The organism is Neobacillus drentensis (genome assembly GCF_036965645.1).
GTDB classification, from domain to species: Bacteria; Bacillota; Bacilli; order Bacillales; family Cytobacillaceae; genus Neobacillus; species Neobacillus drentensis_D.
In genome coordinates, this window is the sequence record NZ_JBALPZ010000075.1 from 395 (window position 1) to 17,295 (window position 16,901).

At 36.5% G+C, this 16,901-nt stretch carries 15 protein-coding genes; 4 read left to right on the top strand and 11 right to left on the bottom strand.

Features of this window, described 5'->3' with window-relative positions; translation table 11 throughout:
* Positions 1-102 precede the first annotated feature (102 nt).
* The gene (locus tag V7266_RS15005) at positions 103-963 is read left to right on the top strand and encodes an AraC family transcriptional regulator (protein WP_335468717.1); all 861 of its coding nucleotides are present in this window, start codon (positions 103-105) and stop codon (positions 961-963) included.
* A 45-nt stretch (positions 964-1,008) separates the two neighbouring features.
* On the opposite strand, the gene V7266_RS15010 is transcribed toward V7266_RS15005, so the two are convergent.
* Positions 1,009-3,138, bottom strand: coding sequence for an ABC transporter ATP-binding protein (locus tag V7266_RS15010; protein WP_335468719.1), 2,130 nt, complete (start codon positions 3,136-3,138; stop codon positions 1,009-1,011).
* A complete protein-coding gene (locus tag V7266_RS15015; RefSeq protein ID WP_335468720.1) occupies positions 3,138-4,937 on the bottom strand; it encodes an ABC transporter ATP-binding protein in 1,800 nt (599 codons plus the stop codon). Before V7266_RS15015 ends, V7266_RS15010 begins: the two co-directional genes overlap by 1 nt.
* Positions 4,938-5,191: 254 nt before the next feature.
* Here V7266_RS15015 and V7266_RS15020 point away from each other — a divergent pair, with 254 nt between their 5' ends.
* Entirely contained in the window at positions 5,192-5,665 is a 474-nt protein-coding gene (locus tag V7266_RS15020) for a hypothetical protein (RefSeq protein ID WP_335468721.1), read from the top strand.
* A 54-nt stretch (positions 5,666-5,719) separates the two neighbouring features.
* On the opposite strand, the gene V7266_RS15025 is transcribed toward V7266_RS15020, so the two are convergent.
* Genes V7266_RS15025 through V7266_RS15035 form a run of 3 tightly spaced genes read right to left on the bottom strand, consistent with a single transcriptional unit; the run spans position 5,720 to position 7,500 of the window.
* Positions 5,720-6,208 carry a DUF3237 domain-containing protein gene (locus V7266_RS15025; protein ID WP_335468723.1) on the bottom strand — a complete coding sequence of 163 codons (489 nt, stop codon included), beginning with the start codon at positions 6,206-6,208 and terminating at the stop codon, positions 5,720-5,722.
* 13 nt (positions 6,209-6,221) lie between these two features.
* Positions 6,222-6,668 carry an SRPBCC family protein gene (locus V7266_RS15030; protein WP_335468724.1) on the bottom strand — a complete coding sequence of 149 codons (447 nt, stop codon included), beginning with the start codon at positions 6,666-6,668 and terminating at the stop codon, positions 6,222-6,224.
* Positions 6,669-6,705: 37 nt separating this feature from the next.
* On the bottom strand, positions 6,706-7,500 hold the full coding sequence (locus V7266_RS15035) for an SRPBCC domain-containing protein (RefSeq protein ID WP_335468726.1): 795 nt from the start codon (positions 7,498-7,500) through the stop codon (positions 6,706-6,708).
* A 346-nt stretch (positions 7,501-7,846) separates the two neighbouring features.
* On the opposite strand from V7266_RS15035, the gene V7266_RS15040 reads away from it, so the two are divergent.
* Positions 7,847-8,773 (top strand): DMT family transporter, encoded by a 927-nt coding sequence (locus V7266_RS15040; RefSeq protein WP_335468728.1) that lies wholly within the window; start codon positions 7,847-7,849, stop codon positions 8,771-8,773.
* Positions 8,774-8,785: 12 nt separating this feature from the next.
* Positions 8,786-9,358 carry a cysteine dioxygenase gene (locus tag V7266_RS15045; RefSeq protein WP_335468730.1) on the top strand — a complete coding sequence of 191 codons (573 nt, stop codon included), beginning with the start codon at positions 8,786-8,788 and terminating at the stop codon, positions 9,356-9,358.
* A gap of 98 nt (positions 9,359-9,456) precedes the next feature.
* Here V7266_RS15045 and V7266_RS15050 read toward each other — a convergent pair whose 3' ends face one another.
* The 6 genes from V7266_RS15050 to V7266_RS15075 form a co-directional block, all read right to left on the bottom strand.
* Positions 9,457-11,463, bottom strand: coding sequence for a beta-galactosidase (locus V7266_RS15050; protein ID WP_335468731.1), 2,007 nt, complete (start codon positions 11,461-11,463; stop codon positions 9,457-9,459).
* Between the two features lie 38 nt (positions 11,464-11,501).
* Positions 11,502-12,320, bottom strand: coding sequence for a carbohydrate ABC transporter permease (locus tag V7266_RS15055; RefSeq protein ID WP_335468732.1), 819 nt, complete (start codon positions 12,318-12,320; stop codon positions 11,502-11,504).
* Complete coding sequence (locus tag V7266_RS15060; protein ID WP_420491412.1) at positions 12,320-13,249, bottom strand: carbohydrate ABC transporter permease; 930 nt, start codon at positions 13,247-13,249, stop codon at positions 12,320-12,322. Before V7266_RS15060 ends, V7266_RS15055 begins: the two co-directional genes overlap by 1 nt.
* Positions 13,250-13,364: 115 nt before the next feature.
* On the bottom strand, positions 13,365-14,645 hold the full coding sequence (locus V7266_RS15065) for an ABC transporter substrate-binding protein (RefSeq protein ID WP_335468736.1): 1,281 nt from the start codon (positions 14,643-14,645) through the stop codon (positions 13,365-13,367).
* Between the two features lie 98 nt (positions 14,646-14,743).
* Positions 14,744-15,811, bottom strand: a complete 1,068-nt coding sequence (locus V7266_RS15070; protein ID WP_335468738.1) for a response regulator transcription factor — start codon at positions 15,809-15,811, stop codon at positions 14,744-14,746.
* A 1-nt stretch (position 15,812) separates the two neighbouring features.
* Positions 15,813-16,901: sensor histidine kinase (locus V7266_RS15075; RefSeq protein WP_335468739.1), on the bottom strand; the 1,089-nt coding region annotated here is incomplete at its 5' end.

The window sequence follows — 16,901 nt, forward strand, 5'->3', positions numbered from 1 at the left end:
GAGTAGAACTCAACCTATTTAGAGCGAAGTATATTTTTGTCATTTTCGCATATAAATAACTAATAATAGGAATCTATTAATAAAGGATGCGAATCAAACTTTATGGAACTTGGCTGTTTGGCATCAAAACTTAATGAGTTGACGTATTCATTATTATTAGCAGGTTATAAAACTTGTCCAGCAAATTGGACTAAAAAAGGAAAAAAAACGCTCTATCATTCTCTTTGGTTTGTTACAAAAGGAACTGGAGAAATTGTAATTAACGGTAAAAAAAATACACTAACCCCCGGAAAACTGGTCGTTTTTACTCCGGGAATGATTTGTGATAAAAAAACTTCCCCAAAAGACCCTCTGGAATTTTACTTTATTCGTTTTACGCATGCCGGAGCATTTGAGAAGCAGGAACAATGGCATTTTAAACATCCACAGGATTTTCCTTTTCCATTACATGGTGTGTATACCATAAAAAACAGTGCAGGTGCAGTCATTTTATTAGAAGAAATTAATCATTTAACAAAACGAAGAGGTGCTACAATCGCCTTTAAACAAAAGGTTCTTTTTCAAGAACTGCTGCTGACTTTTATACAAGACTTTCATTCTCAAATGGTTACAGGAGACTCAGGTCTAGTAATTGAAAAAACCATAGATTACATTATTAATCATTATCATCAAGTGATAACCTTGACAGACTTAGCGAATATGGCTGGCTTAAGTAAAAGTCATTATTCAAGACTCTTTAAAAAAAATGTCGGTTACAGTCCAATTGAATTTTTAACCCATCTTCGGATTGATCGCGCAAAGGAGCTTCTTGCCCATTCAGATATCCGAATTAAAGAAGTTAGTCAAAATGTCGGATATGAGGATGAACTCTATTTCAGCCGGATTTTCAAAAAAATAGTAGGAGTCTCTCCTACTCAGTTCAGTGATGAACAAAAATTATTTCCTTCTCCATTAAAAAATTAAAAAGGATGGCATACTCAGAAGAGGTACCATCCTTTTCACGTTTAATTATACTCTTTCCTTAACCCGTGTTCCTTTGTTTTGATTTACACATAATTGATAGTAAGCTGACCGATTCCTTAATAGCTCTTGATGATTCCCTATTTCTACAATTCTTCCTTTATCTAAAACAATTATTTTATCTGCATGTTGAATCGTGGAGAGGCGATGAGCAATGATAATCGTCGTTCGATTCTTGGACATCTCTTTTAAAGTATCTTGAACCGCTTGTTCTGTTTCCGTATCAATATTGGCTGTAGCTTCATCGAGTATAAGCACATCATTATCAGCAATCATCGCTCTTAAAAATGCGAGCAGCTGTTTTTGACCTGACGATAATACAGTCCCTTCCTCCCCAAGCATGGTTTCATAACCTTGGGGCAGCATTCTAAAAAATGAATCAATGTTTACAGATTTCGCCGCTTTTATGATTACTTCATCACTAACATGCCGTTGATTTAAACGAATATTATCCAGGACCGAACCAGAAAAAACAAAAGGGTCCTGTTGAATAATTCCAATGTGTTTTCTTAGATCATTTAAATGTACATCTTTAATATTTATGCCATCAAGGGTGATCCTCCCCTTTTGGTTATCATAAAACCGATTGATGAGCTGAATGATCGAGCTCTTCCCTGCACCAGTTGCACCTACAATCCCCACTGTTTCTCCTTCATTTATATTGAGATGAATATCCTTTAATATCCAATCTTCGTTTTGGTAAGCAAACCAAACATTTTGAAAAATGATGTTTCCAAGGACCTTATCCGGAAATTTCTTAACATGAACGGGATTTTGAATAGTTGGTTTGGTTTCCAGCGTTTCAAATATTCGCTCAGCTGAGGTAAGAGACGCTTGAATTTGGTTAAATCTGTCTGCAAGTCCTCTGAGTGGTTCAAAAAATTGCCTTACATAATGTGTAAATGCATATACAGTCCCAAAAGTAATACTTCCATCTAAAACACTTCTCCCTCCATACCAAACTAAAAGCGAGAGAGAAATATTCCCGAAAAGTCCAATCGATGGGTTAAAGATGGAATTAATAATGGTTTGACGCATTCCAGCCCGATAATGCTTTTCACTTAATTCATTAAACATCTCCAATTGCTTTTTTTCACGAGTAAATAGCTGAATCACACTCATGCCCGAGAGGTTTTCAGCAAGAAAGGAAAGAAGCCTTGAAAGAAGGGTACGCAAATTCCTTTGCGATGTACGTAACACTCTTTTAAAATAAAAAGTCACAATTCCTATAACAGGGATGACTAAGAAGCAGATAAGTGTTAGTTTAACACTCATATAAAGCATCAGGATAAGAATTCCAATTAGAATAAGCACCTCTTTGACTAAGTTAACAATTACTTGTGAGTACAGCTGGTTGAGGGATTCAACATCATGGGTAACCCTAGTTACTAACTTTCCTATCGGATTTTGTCTATAAAAAGACATCTGCAATCGGGAAAAATGCGCGAACAGGGCTTGCCGAAAATCGTAAATCACATACTGCCCTGTAAATTGAAGGGAGTTATTTTGATAGTAAGTACATAAGGAAGAAGCGAAAATCAAAGAAAAATAAAGAACTCCTAAATAGATTAAACCTTGATAATCATTTGTTCTAAATACATTTACCTCATTAGAATTCATGAGTGTAATCGGATAGGAATTACCACTAATAATGATTTCCTTGTTTCTAACATTGACTTGATAAGATTTTAACTGGTTAAATCCTCTGTTCCAGCCATGAACAAGATAATAGGAGTTTTTTATTGGTACGATTGCAACCTTATCAACTCCTGAAATGGTATCAAATGGAGAAACAGATGGGTTCAATCGAAAATAAACGATATGATCCAAAATAGCTATTTCCTTATAGGGGATATCATTTTTTTTCAATTGTTCTTTCACCCCACGGGCTTTTGACTGTTGAACAGAAATCATCGGGTCATATAAACCATTTATATGGGAGTCAATCGCTATTTTTAAGATAAAGGGCTGTGCTAAGCTGGCTATAACAATACATCCAGTTAACAAAATCGAAAATAAAATGAGTTTCCAATATGGTTTAGCGAACGATAGCATTCCCATTGCCAGTTGACGGTCGGCCATTTTTGGATGGAATCCCTCTTTTTTAATTCGAATCATTAGCCCCTCCTTCTTTTAATAAGAATGGTTCGCTCATGAATGGAAGGGGATTTGGACTGAACTAAGGTGAGCTCTGTTTTCTGCTGGTCATACATTTTTTTATAGATCCCATTTTCTTTTAAAAGTGTCAGGTGAGTCCCGCTTTCCACAATTTCACCATTATCCATAACAATAATTTGGTCAGCATCTTGAATGGTAGAAATTCGGTGACTAATAATAATGGACGTTCGACCCTTCATTTCGGTCCGAAGAGTTCTTAAAATATTAGCTTCTGTTTTAGAATCTACTGCTGACAGACTGTCATCAAAAATCATTATGGGTGATGGTTTAATTAAGGCTCTTGCAATACTAACACGCTGTCGTTGGCCGCCGGATAATGACAGTCCTCTTTCACCTAATTCTGTACTGAACTGTTCTGGACAATCCATTATGTCGTCATAAATGTGGGCTTGCCTTGCTGCATGAAAAATTTGCTCATCCTGATAAGATTTTGGGTCAAAAGCAATATTTTCTTTGATGGTCTCGGAAAATAAAAAATTGTCTTGCGGGACATATGCAATAGAAGAACGGAGTGTTTTTAACGGAACATCGCGAATATCATGTTGATCGATAAAGATTGTGTTTTTAGGAGGATTATATAATCGTAGAAGTAAGTTGACTAAGGTTGATTTTCCACTGCCTACTTTCCCAACAATGGCCAAACTGGTTCCTTTAGGAATTGAAACGTTGATATTGCGTAAAGCATACTCCTTGTTCAGATGATATTTAAAAGATAAATTTTTTATTTTTATATCCCCCTTAATATAAGTTAAAGGGAGCACCTGTTCTTCATCTTTAATTTCAGGTTCAGTGGATAATACTTGACGAATTCGGAAATCTGCCGCTTTTCCTTGTTGAAGTAGATTAATGACCTTACCAATGTTTTCAATTGGGCCTATCAACATGGATAAATACGTATTAAAAGCGACAAAATCCCCCAGTGTGATGGTGCTTTTCATGACCAAAATGGAACCCACTACGATAGATAATAAATAACTAAGACCAATAATCCCTTGACTTAGAGCGGTAAAAAGGGAGTTTACGCGAATTAATTGTTTATTTACCTCAACGTTTGATTTATTTTCTTTTGCAAACTTCAATGTTTCTTCTTCTTCTTGAACATATGTTTTAATTACACTAATTCCGGAACAAAATTCTTGGACACGGCTTGTTAATGTGCCTATCGCCTCTTGTACTTTTAGGGAATGTAGTTGAATTTTAGTCCGAAACCGATAGGCAATATACGTTAAACCAGGTAAAGGTAATAAGACTAGAAGAGTTAAATAAAGATTAATTGTTCCAGCCATCATAATCAAAGCAATCGTAATTAATACGGCTGCTTCTACCATTTGAAAAAACCCTTGCATGCCAATTTGCCTTAGAATATTTACATCGTTTACGGCATAGGTCATCAAATTCCCAATACGCTGATTCTGGTAGTAATCTGCTTGCATCTTCTCCCAATGGGAAAACAATTGAGTCCGCAGGTCCCGCTCTAAGATTCTTGACATTCGAAAAATATATATTCGTCCACTTGACCGAAACAAAAAAGTGCCAATACCTAAAATCGTAAACCATAAGGCTAACTCCCACAATTCCGAAACTTTAATGGTTTCGTTTTGTAGTCCATCTGAAAATTCCTTTAATAACATGGGAACCCATAATTGCAGGATGAGTGAAATCGATAAAAGGATAGATCCAAGTAAATAACTCCACTTATGGAACAAAAAATGTTCTCTAAAAATGGAAGCATTTCTCATCGTAACCGCTCCTTCATAAAGGATTATGCTTAGAATATCCTAACTTACAAACAATCACAATGGATTTCCCCATCATCTTTCATGGATTATCATGCTATAAAACAAAAATAACCTCTTTCTTTGAAACCATGAAAGAGGTTGAACAATATATACGAAATGCTGAACCTACTGATGTATAAATTACCTACTTGTCCATTACGGGCACGACATAATTACATACACTAAATAGAATTCATCAATTAGGAGTGAAGAATATGTCTTCTAACATGTTGACAAATGTCAGATTTGCCTTGGTTTATACGGTACAAGCCATTCGGTATACAGAAAGTGCGTTAATTTTTTTTCGGGAACTGACTGCTTTTCCTTTTCCGCCGAATCCGATAAAAGAACAATTCTACCAAGATGCGATCGATAGTCTTACAGAGTCATATCTGGCCATTAAATCTTTACCCTTTGATACTTATCTTCCAAGTGACCCCCTTTTTCCAAATATACCTGTACCTCCTGAAATCCAAGATAATGAATTACTGATTAATCTTTCTGATAATCGAATTTCACTGGCTTTAAATAAGATTAACGAATCGATTAATAATATTAACCAAGCTATAATGTTAAGTAGTAAAAATGATAAACTTGATGGTAAGCTTTTATTCATTAGACTTGAATTAGAACTTGCAAGAGAATCATTAGTTGCGGGTATAAATGCTTCTGATTTTATGATGGGTTAAGAGATGGGTACTGTTCTTTTTTAGGACAGTTCTTTTTTTGAGAGTAAAAAAACTTTATAATACTTTATAGAACTTTAATAATACTTTATCTGGTAATCTATTGGCATAACATATAAAAAGGTGACTCATCAACCATTTATATCTTTCATCATATACCTCAAAATTTGGGACTGTTCGAAAATAATATAATTCAGGGTCTATAAAATCGCCTGCTTTTACCGCCTCTGCATATTCTGCTGGAACAGTACGGATCCCATTATTTTCAATATAAATGGAAGCACCGTCTTCTAATTGAATGGCATATCTTGCGGAAAGTTCACATTTTCCATCAGGACGAATAATTTGACTATCAATTCCTCCAGGCAGTACTTTTCCTTTAAAGCCGTTTCCGATGACCTCACCCGATAAAATGGGAATGAGCTGCCGCCTGCCAACTACTTCATCCTGCCCCACTACAATCGGTTGATCTACTTCTATAAAAATATTGAATACTTCCTCAAACCCTTCATGATTTCCTATTTCATTTGGGATATTTGCTGACAAATGTTGTTCCTCCCTATCCCAACAGATTTTTTTCAAGAATATATTTTATTTTTTCCAAGTCTTTTTTGTTTGCTTTTTTCATCATTGAGCCCATAAATGGAGTAAACAGTTTTGAAAATCCAGTTGGATTCCCTTTGTTTCGCAGTGTCATCTTAGTCCCATTGTTTTCGATTGATTCCCAAATGTAGGTTGTCTCCATTGGAAACGGTCCGTCTGCTGTTCTCATTACGAGCTTTTGGCTGGGAACATATTCAACAACTTCGTATATATAGGCTAACTCTTTACCCAAAAAATGAGCTTTGAACGCAATTTGCGAACCAATAGCTAGGGGTTTTGGTGATTTCCATTCTACTGATTTGATGTTTTCATACCATTCAGGAGCATTGTCAGGATTAGCTGCATACTCCGCAACATGTTTAAAAGGAGAGTGGATATTTATCTCTGTTAATACATCTACCATAACTTCATTCCCTTCCCGATACAAACTAAGATGTTTTTCATTGTTTTTGTTCTACATAATTTTTCAACAGGGTGCCTAAAAGATATTTCCATCCTTCAGAGTGCTCTTGTTCCCAGTTTTCGCGAATGATGCCGGATGCATGATGGGAAAGTTGAAGCAATGTCGTTCCTCCCTTCTCAATAAGACGATAAGTATAAGAACTGTTTACTGCTCCTTGCATTCCTAAATGACCCTGGAGGCGGATTTCTTCTGGGGCGTTCACATAGTAAACATTGCCCCATACGGCTCCCTGATTTTCACCCCATTTTTCGATGAACTGTCCACCTGGTACAGGGCTAAATGTAAATCGCGATGATTCTCCTTTTGGTGCCAAGCGGAACTCCCACCAATCACCAGCTTGTTCTGTTAATGCTTGAAATACTTGTTCCCGGGGGGCATTAATTAATACCTCTTGTTCAATCTTAAAAACCCGGCTTGTGTTTTGTTCTGTTGCTTTCATTCTAAAATCTCCTCCTTTGTTTTCTACGACTGCTTGCAGATTTAGCAGCGAATTGGCAGTAGTTTCCACGTATTTACCAATCCACCGGTTATGCATTCTCTGGAGAGGAACAGCGTTGAGAAAATTGCGTCGGTATTTTCCTTCACGCCTCACGACGATTAAGTTCCCTTCCTCAAGTAATGATAAATGCTTCATGATTGCATACCTTGTAACTTCCGGAAAATAGTCGTCAAGTTCGCCTGTCGTTTTAGGCGATTCCTTGAGAATATCAAGAATTTGTCTACGAATTGGATGTCCTAATGCTTTAAAAAGTGTGGAAAGTTCGTCTTCCATGCCAAAGATCCCTTCAAAAAATATACCTGAATCACATGTGAACATATAGTCACATGTTTCATGTGCCCTTATGGTAACATGTGTGATAACAATAATCAAGCTGCCAATTTACCCCATAACAAGCATCGTAAATTGGCATTGTTAATAATATAGTTTTTGTATAACATACAAAAACTACTTATTAACAATTTAAAAATTGAAAAGATAGAAAGAGGTGTGTGTGCCATTCCGCCATGTTCAATGGTTTCCAAACTATTCAATAAAACCCACTGAGTGATTACACATTAACTTTTAGGACAAGCATATGATTTAAATAGGTACCATTTTTGAGAGGAATGTGCAACTAATGCCTATTAATAATCCGAGGTTAACTGCGTCATTTTATGCATTGATATCCATTAGCTTTTGGGGAGTTTCATTTGTATCCACGAAGGCGGTGCTAGAAAAACTTGACCCCTACTCAATCATTGTCCTTCGCTTTGGCATAGGAGCTTTGTTTTTACTTATATTATTAGTCATACAACGAATACGGCTTTTCGTTTCTATTAAATATCTCCCCCATTTAATAGTACTAGGCGTTCTTGGAGTATTCGTTCATCAAATACTCCAGGTAACAGCATTATTAACTATTCATGCCTCTTCGGCAGGATGGCTTATTTCGTTATCCCCTATCTTTACGGTCATCCTATCCATTCTTTTTTTGAACGAGAAGATGACCATCACAAAGGGGGCGGGAATGGTGCTGGCAATTACAGGAGTCCTGCTAATCACATCAACAAGAAGTGGACATTCCTTTCATTTCTCCATAAATATAGGATTTTTCCTAATGATTTTGAGCACGTTAAACTGGGCTGTATATTCAGTGCTATTAAAAAGGTTACGAATTCCTTATTCCCCTTTGTTGGTGACATTTTATATGAGTTTAATTGGCTTGGTCCTTACCGCACCATTTATCATGCGCAGCAAAGGTTGGGTATCTCTTTCACTTTTGGACCATACAGAGTGGGCACATTTGTTGTTCCTTGGTGTTTTTGTTTCAGGAATCGCATATTGGTACTGGGGGAAGGCGCTGAATGTGTTAGAGGCATCCAAAGTGTCGATGTTTCTATATTTGGAGCCTGTCTCAACATTAATTGCTGCTGTCCTGCTTTTACAAGAAAAAGTTTTATTCATAAGTGCTGCCGGAGGAATCATAATTATTATTGGAGTGATTATTGTTAACGGTCAACTTGTGCCTCTGTTGTTCAGCCTCTTCAAGAATAAACGTCTATAGGAGGGGAGCTTTATGACTTTGACATGTAGGATAAAGAATGTGTTAGACATCTTAAAAAATCCATCTAAAGCGCAGTTAAAGGATGCTCTCTTAAAACTTGATATAAAACTTAAAGATTTTGATAGCTTACCAGAGCCATCCCAAGGTAAACCGTATAACCGAAAGCTATTATATAAAAATGAAGAAGTGGAGATGCTCGTAATGAATTGGTCTCAGCTGGAATGTGCCCCCCATGATCATGGTAATTCTTACGGCTGGATACAAGTCCTTTCCGGTACTTCGCTTAATTCGGTTTATGAGATGAGTGGAACCGGCTTACCGTCTGAATTATTTCATGAATATCACCAAATCGGAAAATATTTTTATGCCCCCAAAAAGGCCATCCATAAAATGCAGGCCTTTGATCAGTCAAACTTGGTCACACTCCATCTGTATTCTCCTCCTATTACCGGAATGAAAGTCTATGATCTAGAAAAATGTGCGGCTTGTGTTGTATCTGACGATTGCGGGGCATGGTGGCCTGATGAACAACACCAAAAAGTAAAAGAGATTCAACTTAAGAAGAATATAAAAAATAAGGAATGACAGTTCAAAAAAGGCAACTACCCAAAATAATAGAGTAGTTGCCTTTTTCTTATAAATTCATTAAACGAAATTACCAAATCCAGAAAAATACATAAGATTTACATCTCTTCAATAATTAGGACTCCCCAAGGCTCTACGTTAAATGTTTCCTCCATGGCCACAGAACTATCCGTTAACAATTCCACACCTGCTTTATGGGGATACCTTAAAGAATTTGGAACATCTGAGTAATTAAAGTAAAAATGAACATTCTTTCCTTTTTCATTGATACCCGACTTAGTGATTAACGGAAAGGCCAGCTCTTGGTCTACTCCCCACAGATTTGCTTTTTTAATGGCCTGTTCCAATATTTTTTGCATGATCGCTGAACTAGGAATACAACCAATATAGGTTGCTAGTCCTTTGCCAAACTGATTTTCTGTTATAGCTGCATATTTTCCCCAATGCGGGTGATCATAATAGGCTAATACTTCTGCCGTGGTTGGTGTTAGTAGTTCCATCCAAGTTTCCACCTTATTATTTTCTTGGCCCACCTGAAAAGGATCATCTCTTAAGGAAACATTCTTCGGTTCAACGAACATATTGTAATATACTCCGCATGCCTCATGAATAATACCAGGCTGATGAGTCGTTCTTACCTTTATATGTTCGTCCGTAAATCCGCTCTTGAACGTATATACGACGTGTCCACCGTTTCTAACAAACTCGTTTAATCGTTCTAGCAATCGGTCAGGAGCAGTATATAAGGCTGGAACAATAATCAACTCGTATGCTTCAAAATTATCACTTGATGGATGAACAAAATCACAGCCAATATTCATTTTGTAAAGCTCATCATACATCATTCGAACAATATCATTATAATTTTTGGTACTGGAAAAGTTAAATTTAAACCAATCGATCGACGTTAATGATTCGTTGCTAACCAATATGGCAACTTTATTATTTTTCTTCAAATTTACTAGGTGTGGTGAGAGTCTTTCAAAATCCTTCCCAATTGTTTTTGCTTCATTGTATACAGGATTGGGTTCAAAATCATGGCTGAGCAGCCCTTTCCAGTAGGTCTCAAATGAGTTGTGGATGGAATGCCAGTGCCAATAGGCGACCATGTTAGCTCCTGAAGCTAAATGGGAGAATGCCTGAAGCCTTAGCTGACCTGGGTATGGAACCCAATTGGTAAATGCTTGTGCCTCTGTTTCTACAACAAGATAGTTGGTCCCCTTTGTAGAACGAGCAACGTCTCCGCCAAAAGAAATTTCAATTCCGGTTAAATCGTCCTGCGAAGGATGATAGATATCCACTCCAGTTACATCAAATGCTTGTGCTGCTTCAAAATGATCTACTCTTGGTTGAATCCCATAGGAATAGCCCCGCCATTCAAAATCAAAGTTTTGCATAACGAACTGGTCCTGACGTTTATACTCATTTACAATTGATACCTGCCAGGAAAGAAACTCCGTTACTAGCTGTCGTTGAAATCTTGCAAACTCCGATCCTAAACTTCCGTTTATGGTCCCAACAACAGAGGGAAAATCCTCCCAACTATTAATACGATTGCTCCAGTAATCAAGGCCAAAAAGATCATTAATATTCTCTAGCGTTTTAAACTTTTCTTTCATGTACTTTACAAACAATACCTGCACATTTGGACCCGCAGTGTCATAGTGCTTTGTCTCATTATCCGTCTGGTAGCCAATTACGGCTGGGTGATCCTTTACATGCCCAATCAATTTCCGGATAATCCGTTCAGCATAAAATAGGTAAGTAGGATTGGTAATATCCATTATCTGCCGAGCCCCATACTTTCCCGGTCCCTTTGAGGTAATTGCCAAGACATCTGGATGTTCTTTTACCATCCATGTTGGAATCGCATAGGTTGGTGTCCCAACAATTACTTTGATCCCCGCACTGTGCATGGCATTCAGTACTCGGTCCACAGAAGAAAAGTCAAACACTCCGTTCTGCGGTTCATGGGTGCTCCACGTGGATTCTGCAATGCGGACAACATTGATCCCCGCCTCTTTCATCATATCAATATCTTTTTCTAATCGTTCGTAAGGCATGTATTCATCATAATACGCAACTCCGTATAATAATTGTTTCATCGCATTTTCACCTTCCTAATCTGTGCAAACCAATTGCTTTATTTAATCGCACCATCTGCAATTCCCTTAAGAATGTATTTTTGGAAAATCGCATAGAACACGACAACAGGCAAAGCTGTAATGATAAGCCCAGAAAGAATCTTTGGCCAATCACTGTTGTATTCCCCAAATAACATGTTAACGGACAACATTAGGGTGTAATTATTTACATCTGTCAGCATAATCAACGGTAATAAGAAATCATTCCACAACCACAAGATATCTAAAATAAGAATGGTTGCTGTGATTGGCTTTAGAAGAGGAAATATGATTTTCGTAAAGATTTGAAAGTCATTACAGCCATCAATCCTTGCCGCTTCCTCCAGCTCTTTTGGGATGGTTTTAACAAAACCATGATATAAAAAGATCGCCATGTTAACCCCTAGCCCAATATAGATGAGCCCTAATCCATAAATGGATCCCTGTACATGTAACCCTTTGGCAATTTTGGTTAAGGTAATCATAATCGAGTGAAAAGGCACAAGCATAGATGCGAGGAATAAAGTAAAAATAAAATTACTTAATTTCCCTGGAGTCCTAGCTAATTTATATCCCGCCAGTGAGCCGCAAATAACAATACCAGCCAATCCAATTACCGTAACAAGGATCGTATTCCAGGCGCTATGGAATAAATCTAGCTGCTCAAATACACCGGTATAATTTTCAAAATGTAATTTAGTAGGCAATTTTAAAACGGACTTAAAAATTTCTCCTTGTGTTTTAAAGGAATTAATAAAAGCCATGTAAATGGGGAAAAACGATATGGCCGCAAAAATGGCTAGAATAAGAGTAGCTGCTGCCCCGTATAGTCTTTTCATTATGCTTCCACCTCTTTCTTTTTCAACACTTTAACTTGAATCAAAGTAATCACTAAAACTATGAGAAAGAGAATCATCGCTTTTGCATTGGCATAGCCATATCTAAAATTATTTGAGAATGCCTCTTCATAAATATTAAGGGCCATTACCTGTGTCGATCTTCCTGGACCGCCTGCAGTGAGTGCATAAACAACATCAAACACTTTGAAGGCACCATTCAATGTTAAGAAGGCACAAATGGTAATCGCGTGCATAATCATTGGAATCGTTACATGAATCAGTCTTTGGAATGGATTTGCACCATCAATCATGGCTGCCTCTTTAAGATGTGACGGAACACCCTGCAGTGCTGCCATATAAATGACCATCATATAGCCTATCCCATGCCACAATGAGACGATTAGGATAGAATAAAAGGAAACTTTTGCGTCACCGATCCATGGCTGGTCAAGAAAATGAAGAATCGCTTTTTTAGATAATTCAGGAAGTACATTTGAAAAAATAAAGGAAAACATTAATGCACTAATAATCAAACTTAACATATTGGGCATAAAGAAGATGGTTCGAAAGAAGCCTTTCGTCCTCACCCTGGTTTCAATAAAAAGAGCTAGAAGTAACGCAATCACATTTTGGAAAACAAACATGAAAGCTGTATATTTTAAAGTAAAGAAAAAGGAATGACGAAAATCGGGGTCATCTTTAAATGCTTCAATATAGTTACTAAAACCAACAAAATGAAAGGTTTGCGACAAGGCATTCCAATCGGTAAAGCTATAAAAACCTGCCCCGACCGTTGGAATCAATAAAAATACAAAATAAAAGATAAAGGCAGGAAGAACAAATAATAGTAAACTAAGAGTACCTTTTTGTTTTTTTAAACTTAAAGTGCTTTTAGAGCTTATTTTTGGTTGAATTTGGTTTATAGCCATTTGATTGCTTTGTTTTCCTAACTGTGGCATTGCACCCACCCCACTGATAGTTAATTTTTGGTAATGATAAAGACAGCTGAAGAGCTGCCTTTATCGTTGGCTGTTAATGATCCATTTATTTATTGTTTTTATTGAATTGATCCCAGGCACGGTCCAGACCTTTAATGACATCTGCTTTTGATGCATCACCAGCTAGGTAGCTTTGGAATAGTTTTTGTGATTCATCCTTAACAGCAGATGGAATAGCAGGATCCTGATAAGCTCTTCCTTGTGAAACATAATCAGATGATTCTTTTAACCATGGAAATGGTGCAAATGTATGAACTTTTGAAATAGGATTAAATCCAAGGCTCTTATAGAAATCACTAGAATCGTTATCATCAAGAATATAATTGATTAGATCTTTTGCGACAGCTTTGTTTTTACTCATTTTGGAAACAGCCAGTGATGTGGATGTACTCAAATTCAGTAAAGTTGCTTTTGGATCATCATTAATAGGCAGTGGTGCAACCCCAAATTCAAAGTCTTTATTTGCGCTTACAATGGAATCTGCCATCCATGGTCCTTGTACCCACATAGCCGCCTTGCCATTTGCAAAATCAGATGCCCCTTGATCTTGTCCATTCTCGAAAGCACGTTTTGTTCCATTGGCGTTGACTAAATCCATGACATTAAACAAGTCTTTAACATCTTTGAAAGAGCCTTTTCCTTCATTCATGCTCTTAATAAAATCAGGGGTAGTTGTACTGACGTCCCCACCTACTGTGAGTGGTAAAAATAATTGCGGGATATAAGCATCCTTATAAGTTAATAAAAATGGTGTAATATTATGTTGTTTTAATACATTAACTGTTTCTTTCATTTCAGACATCGTTTGTGGTATTTTTAACCCTAAGTCACTAAAGATTTTCTTATTGTATAAATAGCCCCATTGAAGAGTCTCTAGTGGAACTGCTACTACTTTACCGTCAGTGGTCGTTACAGCTGGTTTAACTGTGTCGTACAACTTATCAACAAACGGTTCCTTTGATAAATCTTCTAGATAACCAGCTTTATTAAAAAGCGGGATATCATTAATAGCATGCAGGCTAAAGATATCTGGGCTATCACCTGAAGCTAATCTTGTTTTTAATAACTGTGACGCCTGGTTTACATTTGGTAATTCCAATTTGATTTTGACATCGATGTTTTTATCTTGTTTTTCTTTTTTAACAAACTGATCAAAATATGTTTCATATTGCTTTTTGAATCGTGGTTGTCCAATGAATACTTTAAGTTCAACTTGTTTCGACGCCTTTGTGTCATTTTGGCCTGAAGCAGTATCATTTGAACTACAACCTGCTAACAAACCAATTCCCAGCATTAAGCTAAGCACGGATGAAATCGCTTTCTTCATTTTTGTGGCCCCCTGTTAAAGTTTTAACTACACTTTAATCATAGTCACTTCTCTAGTTTAAGAATATTGAAAATATTAGCGCTTACATTTGGACTTTTTTAACCTTGCCTCATTTCTCCCGGTGAAATTTTAAAGTATTTTTTAAATACGCGATAAAAATAAGAAAGGTCCTCATACCCCACCATTTGAGCAATACTTTTAATTTGAAGTTCATTCGCTTCTATTAACCTTTTCGCATATTCCATTCGTCTGCTCACGATATACTCTGTGATATTGCATTCATACATAGCTTTGAACGCTTTGCTTAAATATTCTTTACTAACGAAAAACTTGTTTGCTAAGACATCCAATGAGATATGGGATTCTGTAAAATTTCGTTCAATATATTCTTTAATTTCCTCGAGATCCACTCTACCTTTTCGTTTCTTTAACTGAAGCATATATTCAATATAACGTTTTCCTAAATCCTGTTGTTTCTTCATAATCAAATCCAGTGATAGGCCGCTATCATAGATTAATTCTTCATTCTGATACACCTCTAAGACATTACAATCATTTTTAATCATTTGCTCCTCTAGAATAAGAATAAACTCGTGTTCAATCTTAGCAAGAGCATTGTTGTCAATCACATCGATTTTTTTAAATTCTCCGAAAAAACGCTGCATAATATTTTCAAAGCCCTCTGTATTTAGTTCATCCAACAAAGACACAATTGTTTTTTTATAATCCATAACTAAAGTGGAAATATCTTTATTAAAAAACGAAAAAGGTTTTAAATGGGACCTTAATTGACTTTGGATCTCCTTTGTACATTTTTCTAAGGTAAGATTTAAATCGTCTGCATTGATCGGTTTTAATAGATACTCATTAACTTTCGAGCGAATCGCCTGGCGCATATAGTTAAAGTCATCATAGCCGCTTGCCACAATGAGTTTAATCTGAGGGTAACGTTCTGCTACAATCCGAAGTAATTCCATACCGTCCACACCAGGCATTTTCATATCCGTGATGACAATGTCCGGGGTCCATTGTTCAATTAACTTCAAACCCTCCTGTCCATCTGCAGCCTCTTTAATAGCTTTGATTCCATAGTCCTCCCATTTTCCAAACATTTTAATCGTCTCTCTTGTCCATTTTTCATCATCAACAATTAATGTCTTAATCATTTTATACCTCCAATTGCGTCTTAGCGGGAATTCGAATTACAATTTGTGTTCCATTATCAACTTCACTGGATATATCAAGGCCGTAATCATTTCCAAAATACAATCCAATTCTGGCGGCAACATTTTTAATTCCGATGCTTCCTTTTATTTTCAAAGGCTGAGATAAATTATTGATTTGCCCAATCAGACAATTCAATTTCTCTTCTGGTATTCCTACTCCGTTATCTGTAATGGTTATTTCGATTTCATCGAATACTTTTTGCACCTCAACCGATAGTTTCCAATTTCCAACTTTATGTTCGAACCCATGATTAAATGCATTTTCCACCAACGGCTGTATCGTCAGCATTGGAATTTTATATCCTTCGGTACCTTCCTCAATAAAAATATCCGTTTCGATTTTGCCATCAAATCGTTGATTCTGAATATATAGATAATTTTTTATATGTTCGATTTCATGTTCTATTAGAACCATATCGCCTTGCTTTCCAGTTATATAGCGGAACATATCACTTAATGCACTGATGACCCTGTATATCCTATCAGCATTATGGGCCACTGCCATTCCTCCAACTAACTGAAGTGTATTATAGAGAAAATGAGGATTAATTTGTGCCTGCAGTGCCTTAAATTGAGCCTCCTTTGTGGCAATCTCACTCTTGTACTCTTTTTCAATTAATTCATTAAGTCGATAAACCATTGATGTAAATCTTTTTTCAAGCAGGCCAATCTCGTCATTACGATCGGTTTCAATTCTTACATCAAAGTTGTTTTCTTCGACTTCATGCATCGCATCCACTAATTGAATAATAGGCTTAGTCGTTCTTAACGATATAATAATAGATAAAAACACTGTTAATATAATGGAAAAAACACCTATGATAATGGCAAAAACCAATGTCTTTGTTACACCATTCATAATGATTGTTTTAGGGATAACCTTTACAATGGCCACTTTATTGTTAAATGCCTTTTGAAAGAAAATATAACCTTTTTTATCTTTAAGATAGTAAACATTCTTCTTACTGTTATTGATTTGCTTCATTATTTTTTGGAAATCAACGGCTGGTGCTTGATTATTGTTTGGATT

What these genes read in the sequence shown, in the direction of transcription:
- V7266_RS15035 (WP_335468726.1), bottom strand. Translation starts at nt 7,500, where the DNA reads ATGGAAGACGAACTTTCCACACTTTTTAAAGCATTAGGACATCCAATT.
- V7266_RS15015 (WP_335468720.1), bottom strand. Translation starts at nt 4,937, where the DNA reads ATGAGAAATGCTTCCATTTTTAGAGAACATTTTTTGTTCCATAAGTGG.
- V7266_RS15070 (WP_335468738.1), bottom strand. Translation starts at nt 15,811, where the DNA reads ATGATTAAGACATTAATTGTTGATGATGAAAAATGGACAAGAGAGACG.
- V7266_RS15040 (WP_335468728.1), top strand. Translation starts at nt 7,847, where the DNA reads ATGCCTATTAATAATCCGAGGTTAACTGCGTCATTTTATGCATTGATA.
- V7266_RS15050 (WP_335468731.1), bottom strand. Translation starts at nt 11,463, where the DNA reads ATGAAACAATTATTATACGGAGTTGCGTATTATGATGAATACATGCCT.
- V7266_RS15010 (WP_335468719.1), bottom strand. Translation starts at nt 3,138, where the DNA reads ATGATTCGAATTAAAAAAGAGGGATTCCATCCAAAAATGGCCGACCGT.
- V7266_RS15045 (WP_335468730.1), top strand. Translation starts at nt 8,786, where the DNA reads ATGACTTTGACATGTAGGATAAAGAATGTGTTAGACATCTTAAAAAAT.
- V7266_RS15065 (WP_335468736.1), bottom strand. Translation starts at nt 14,645, where the DNA reads ATGAAGAAAGCGATTTCATCCGTGCTTAGCTTAATGCTGGGAATTGGT.
- V7266_RS15005 (WP_335468717.1), top strand. Translation starts at nt 103, where the DNA reads ATGGAACTTGGCTGTTTGGCATCAAAACTTAATGAGTTGACGTATTCA.
- V7266_RS15030 (WP_335468724.1), bottom strand. Translation starts at nt 6,668, where the DNA reads ATGGTAGATGTATTAACAGAGATAAATATCCACTCTCCTTTTAAACAT.
- V7266_RS15055 (WP_335468732.1), bottom strand. Translation starts at nt 12,320, where the DNA reads ATGAAAAGACTATACGGGGCAGCAGCTACTCTTATTCTAGCCATTTTT.
- V7266_RS15060 (WP_420491412.1), bottom strand. Translation starts at nt 13,249, where the DNA reads ATGGCTATAAACCAAATTCAACCAAAAATAAGCTCTAAAAGCACTTTA.
- V7266_RS15020 (WP_335468721.1), top strand. Translation starts at nt 5,192, where the DNA reads ATGTCTTCTAACATGTTGACAAATGTCAGATTTGCCTTGGTTTATACG.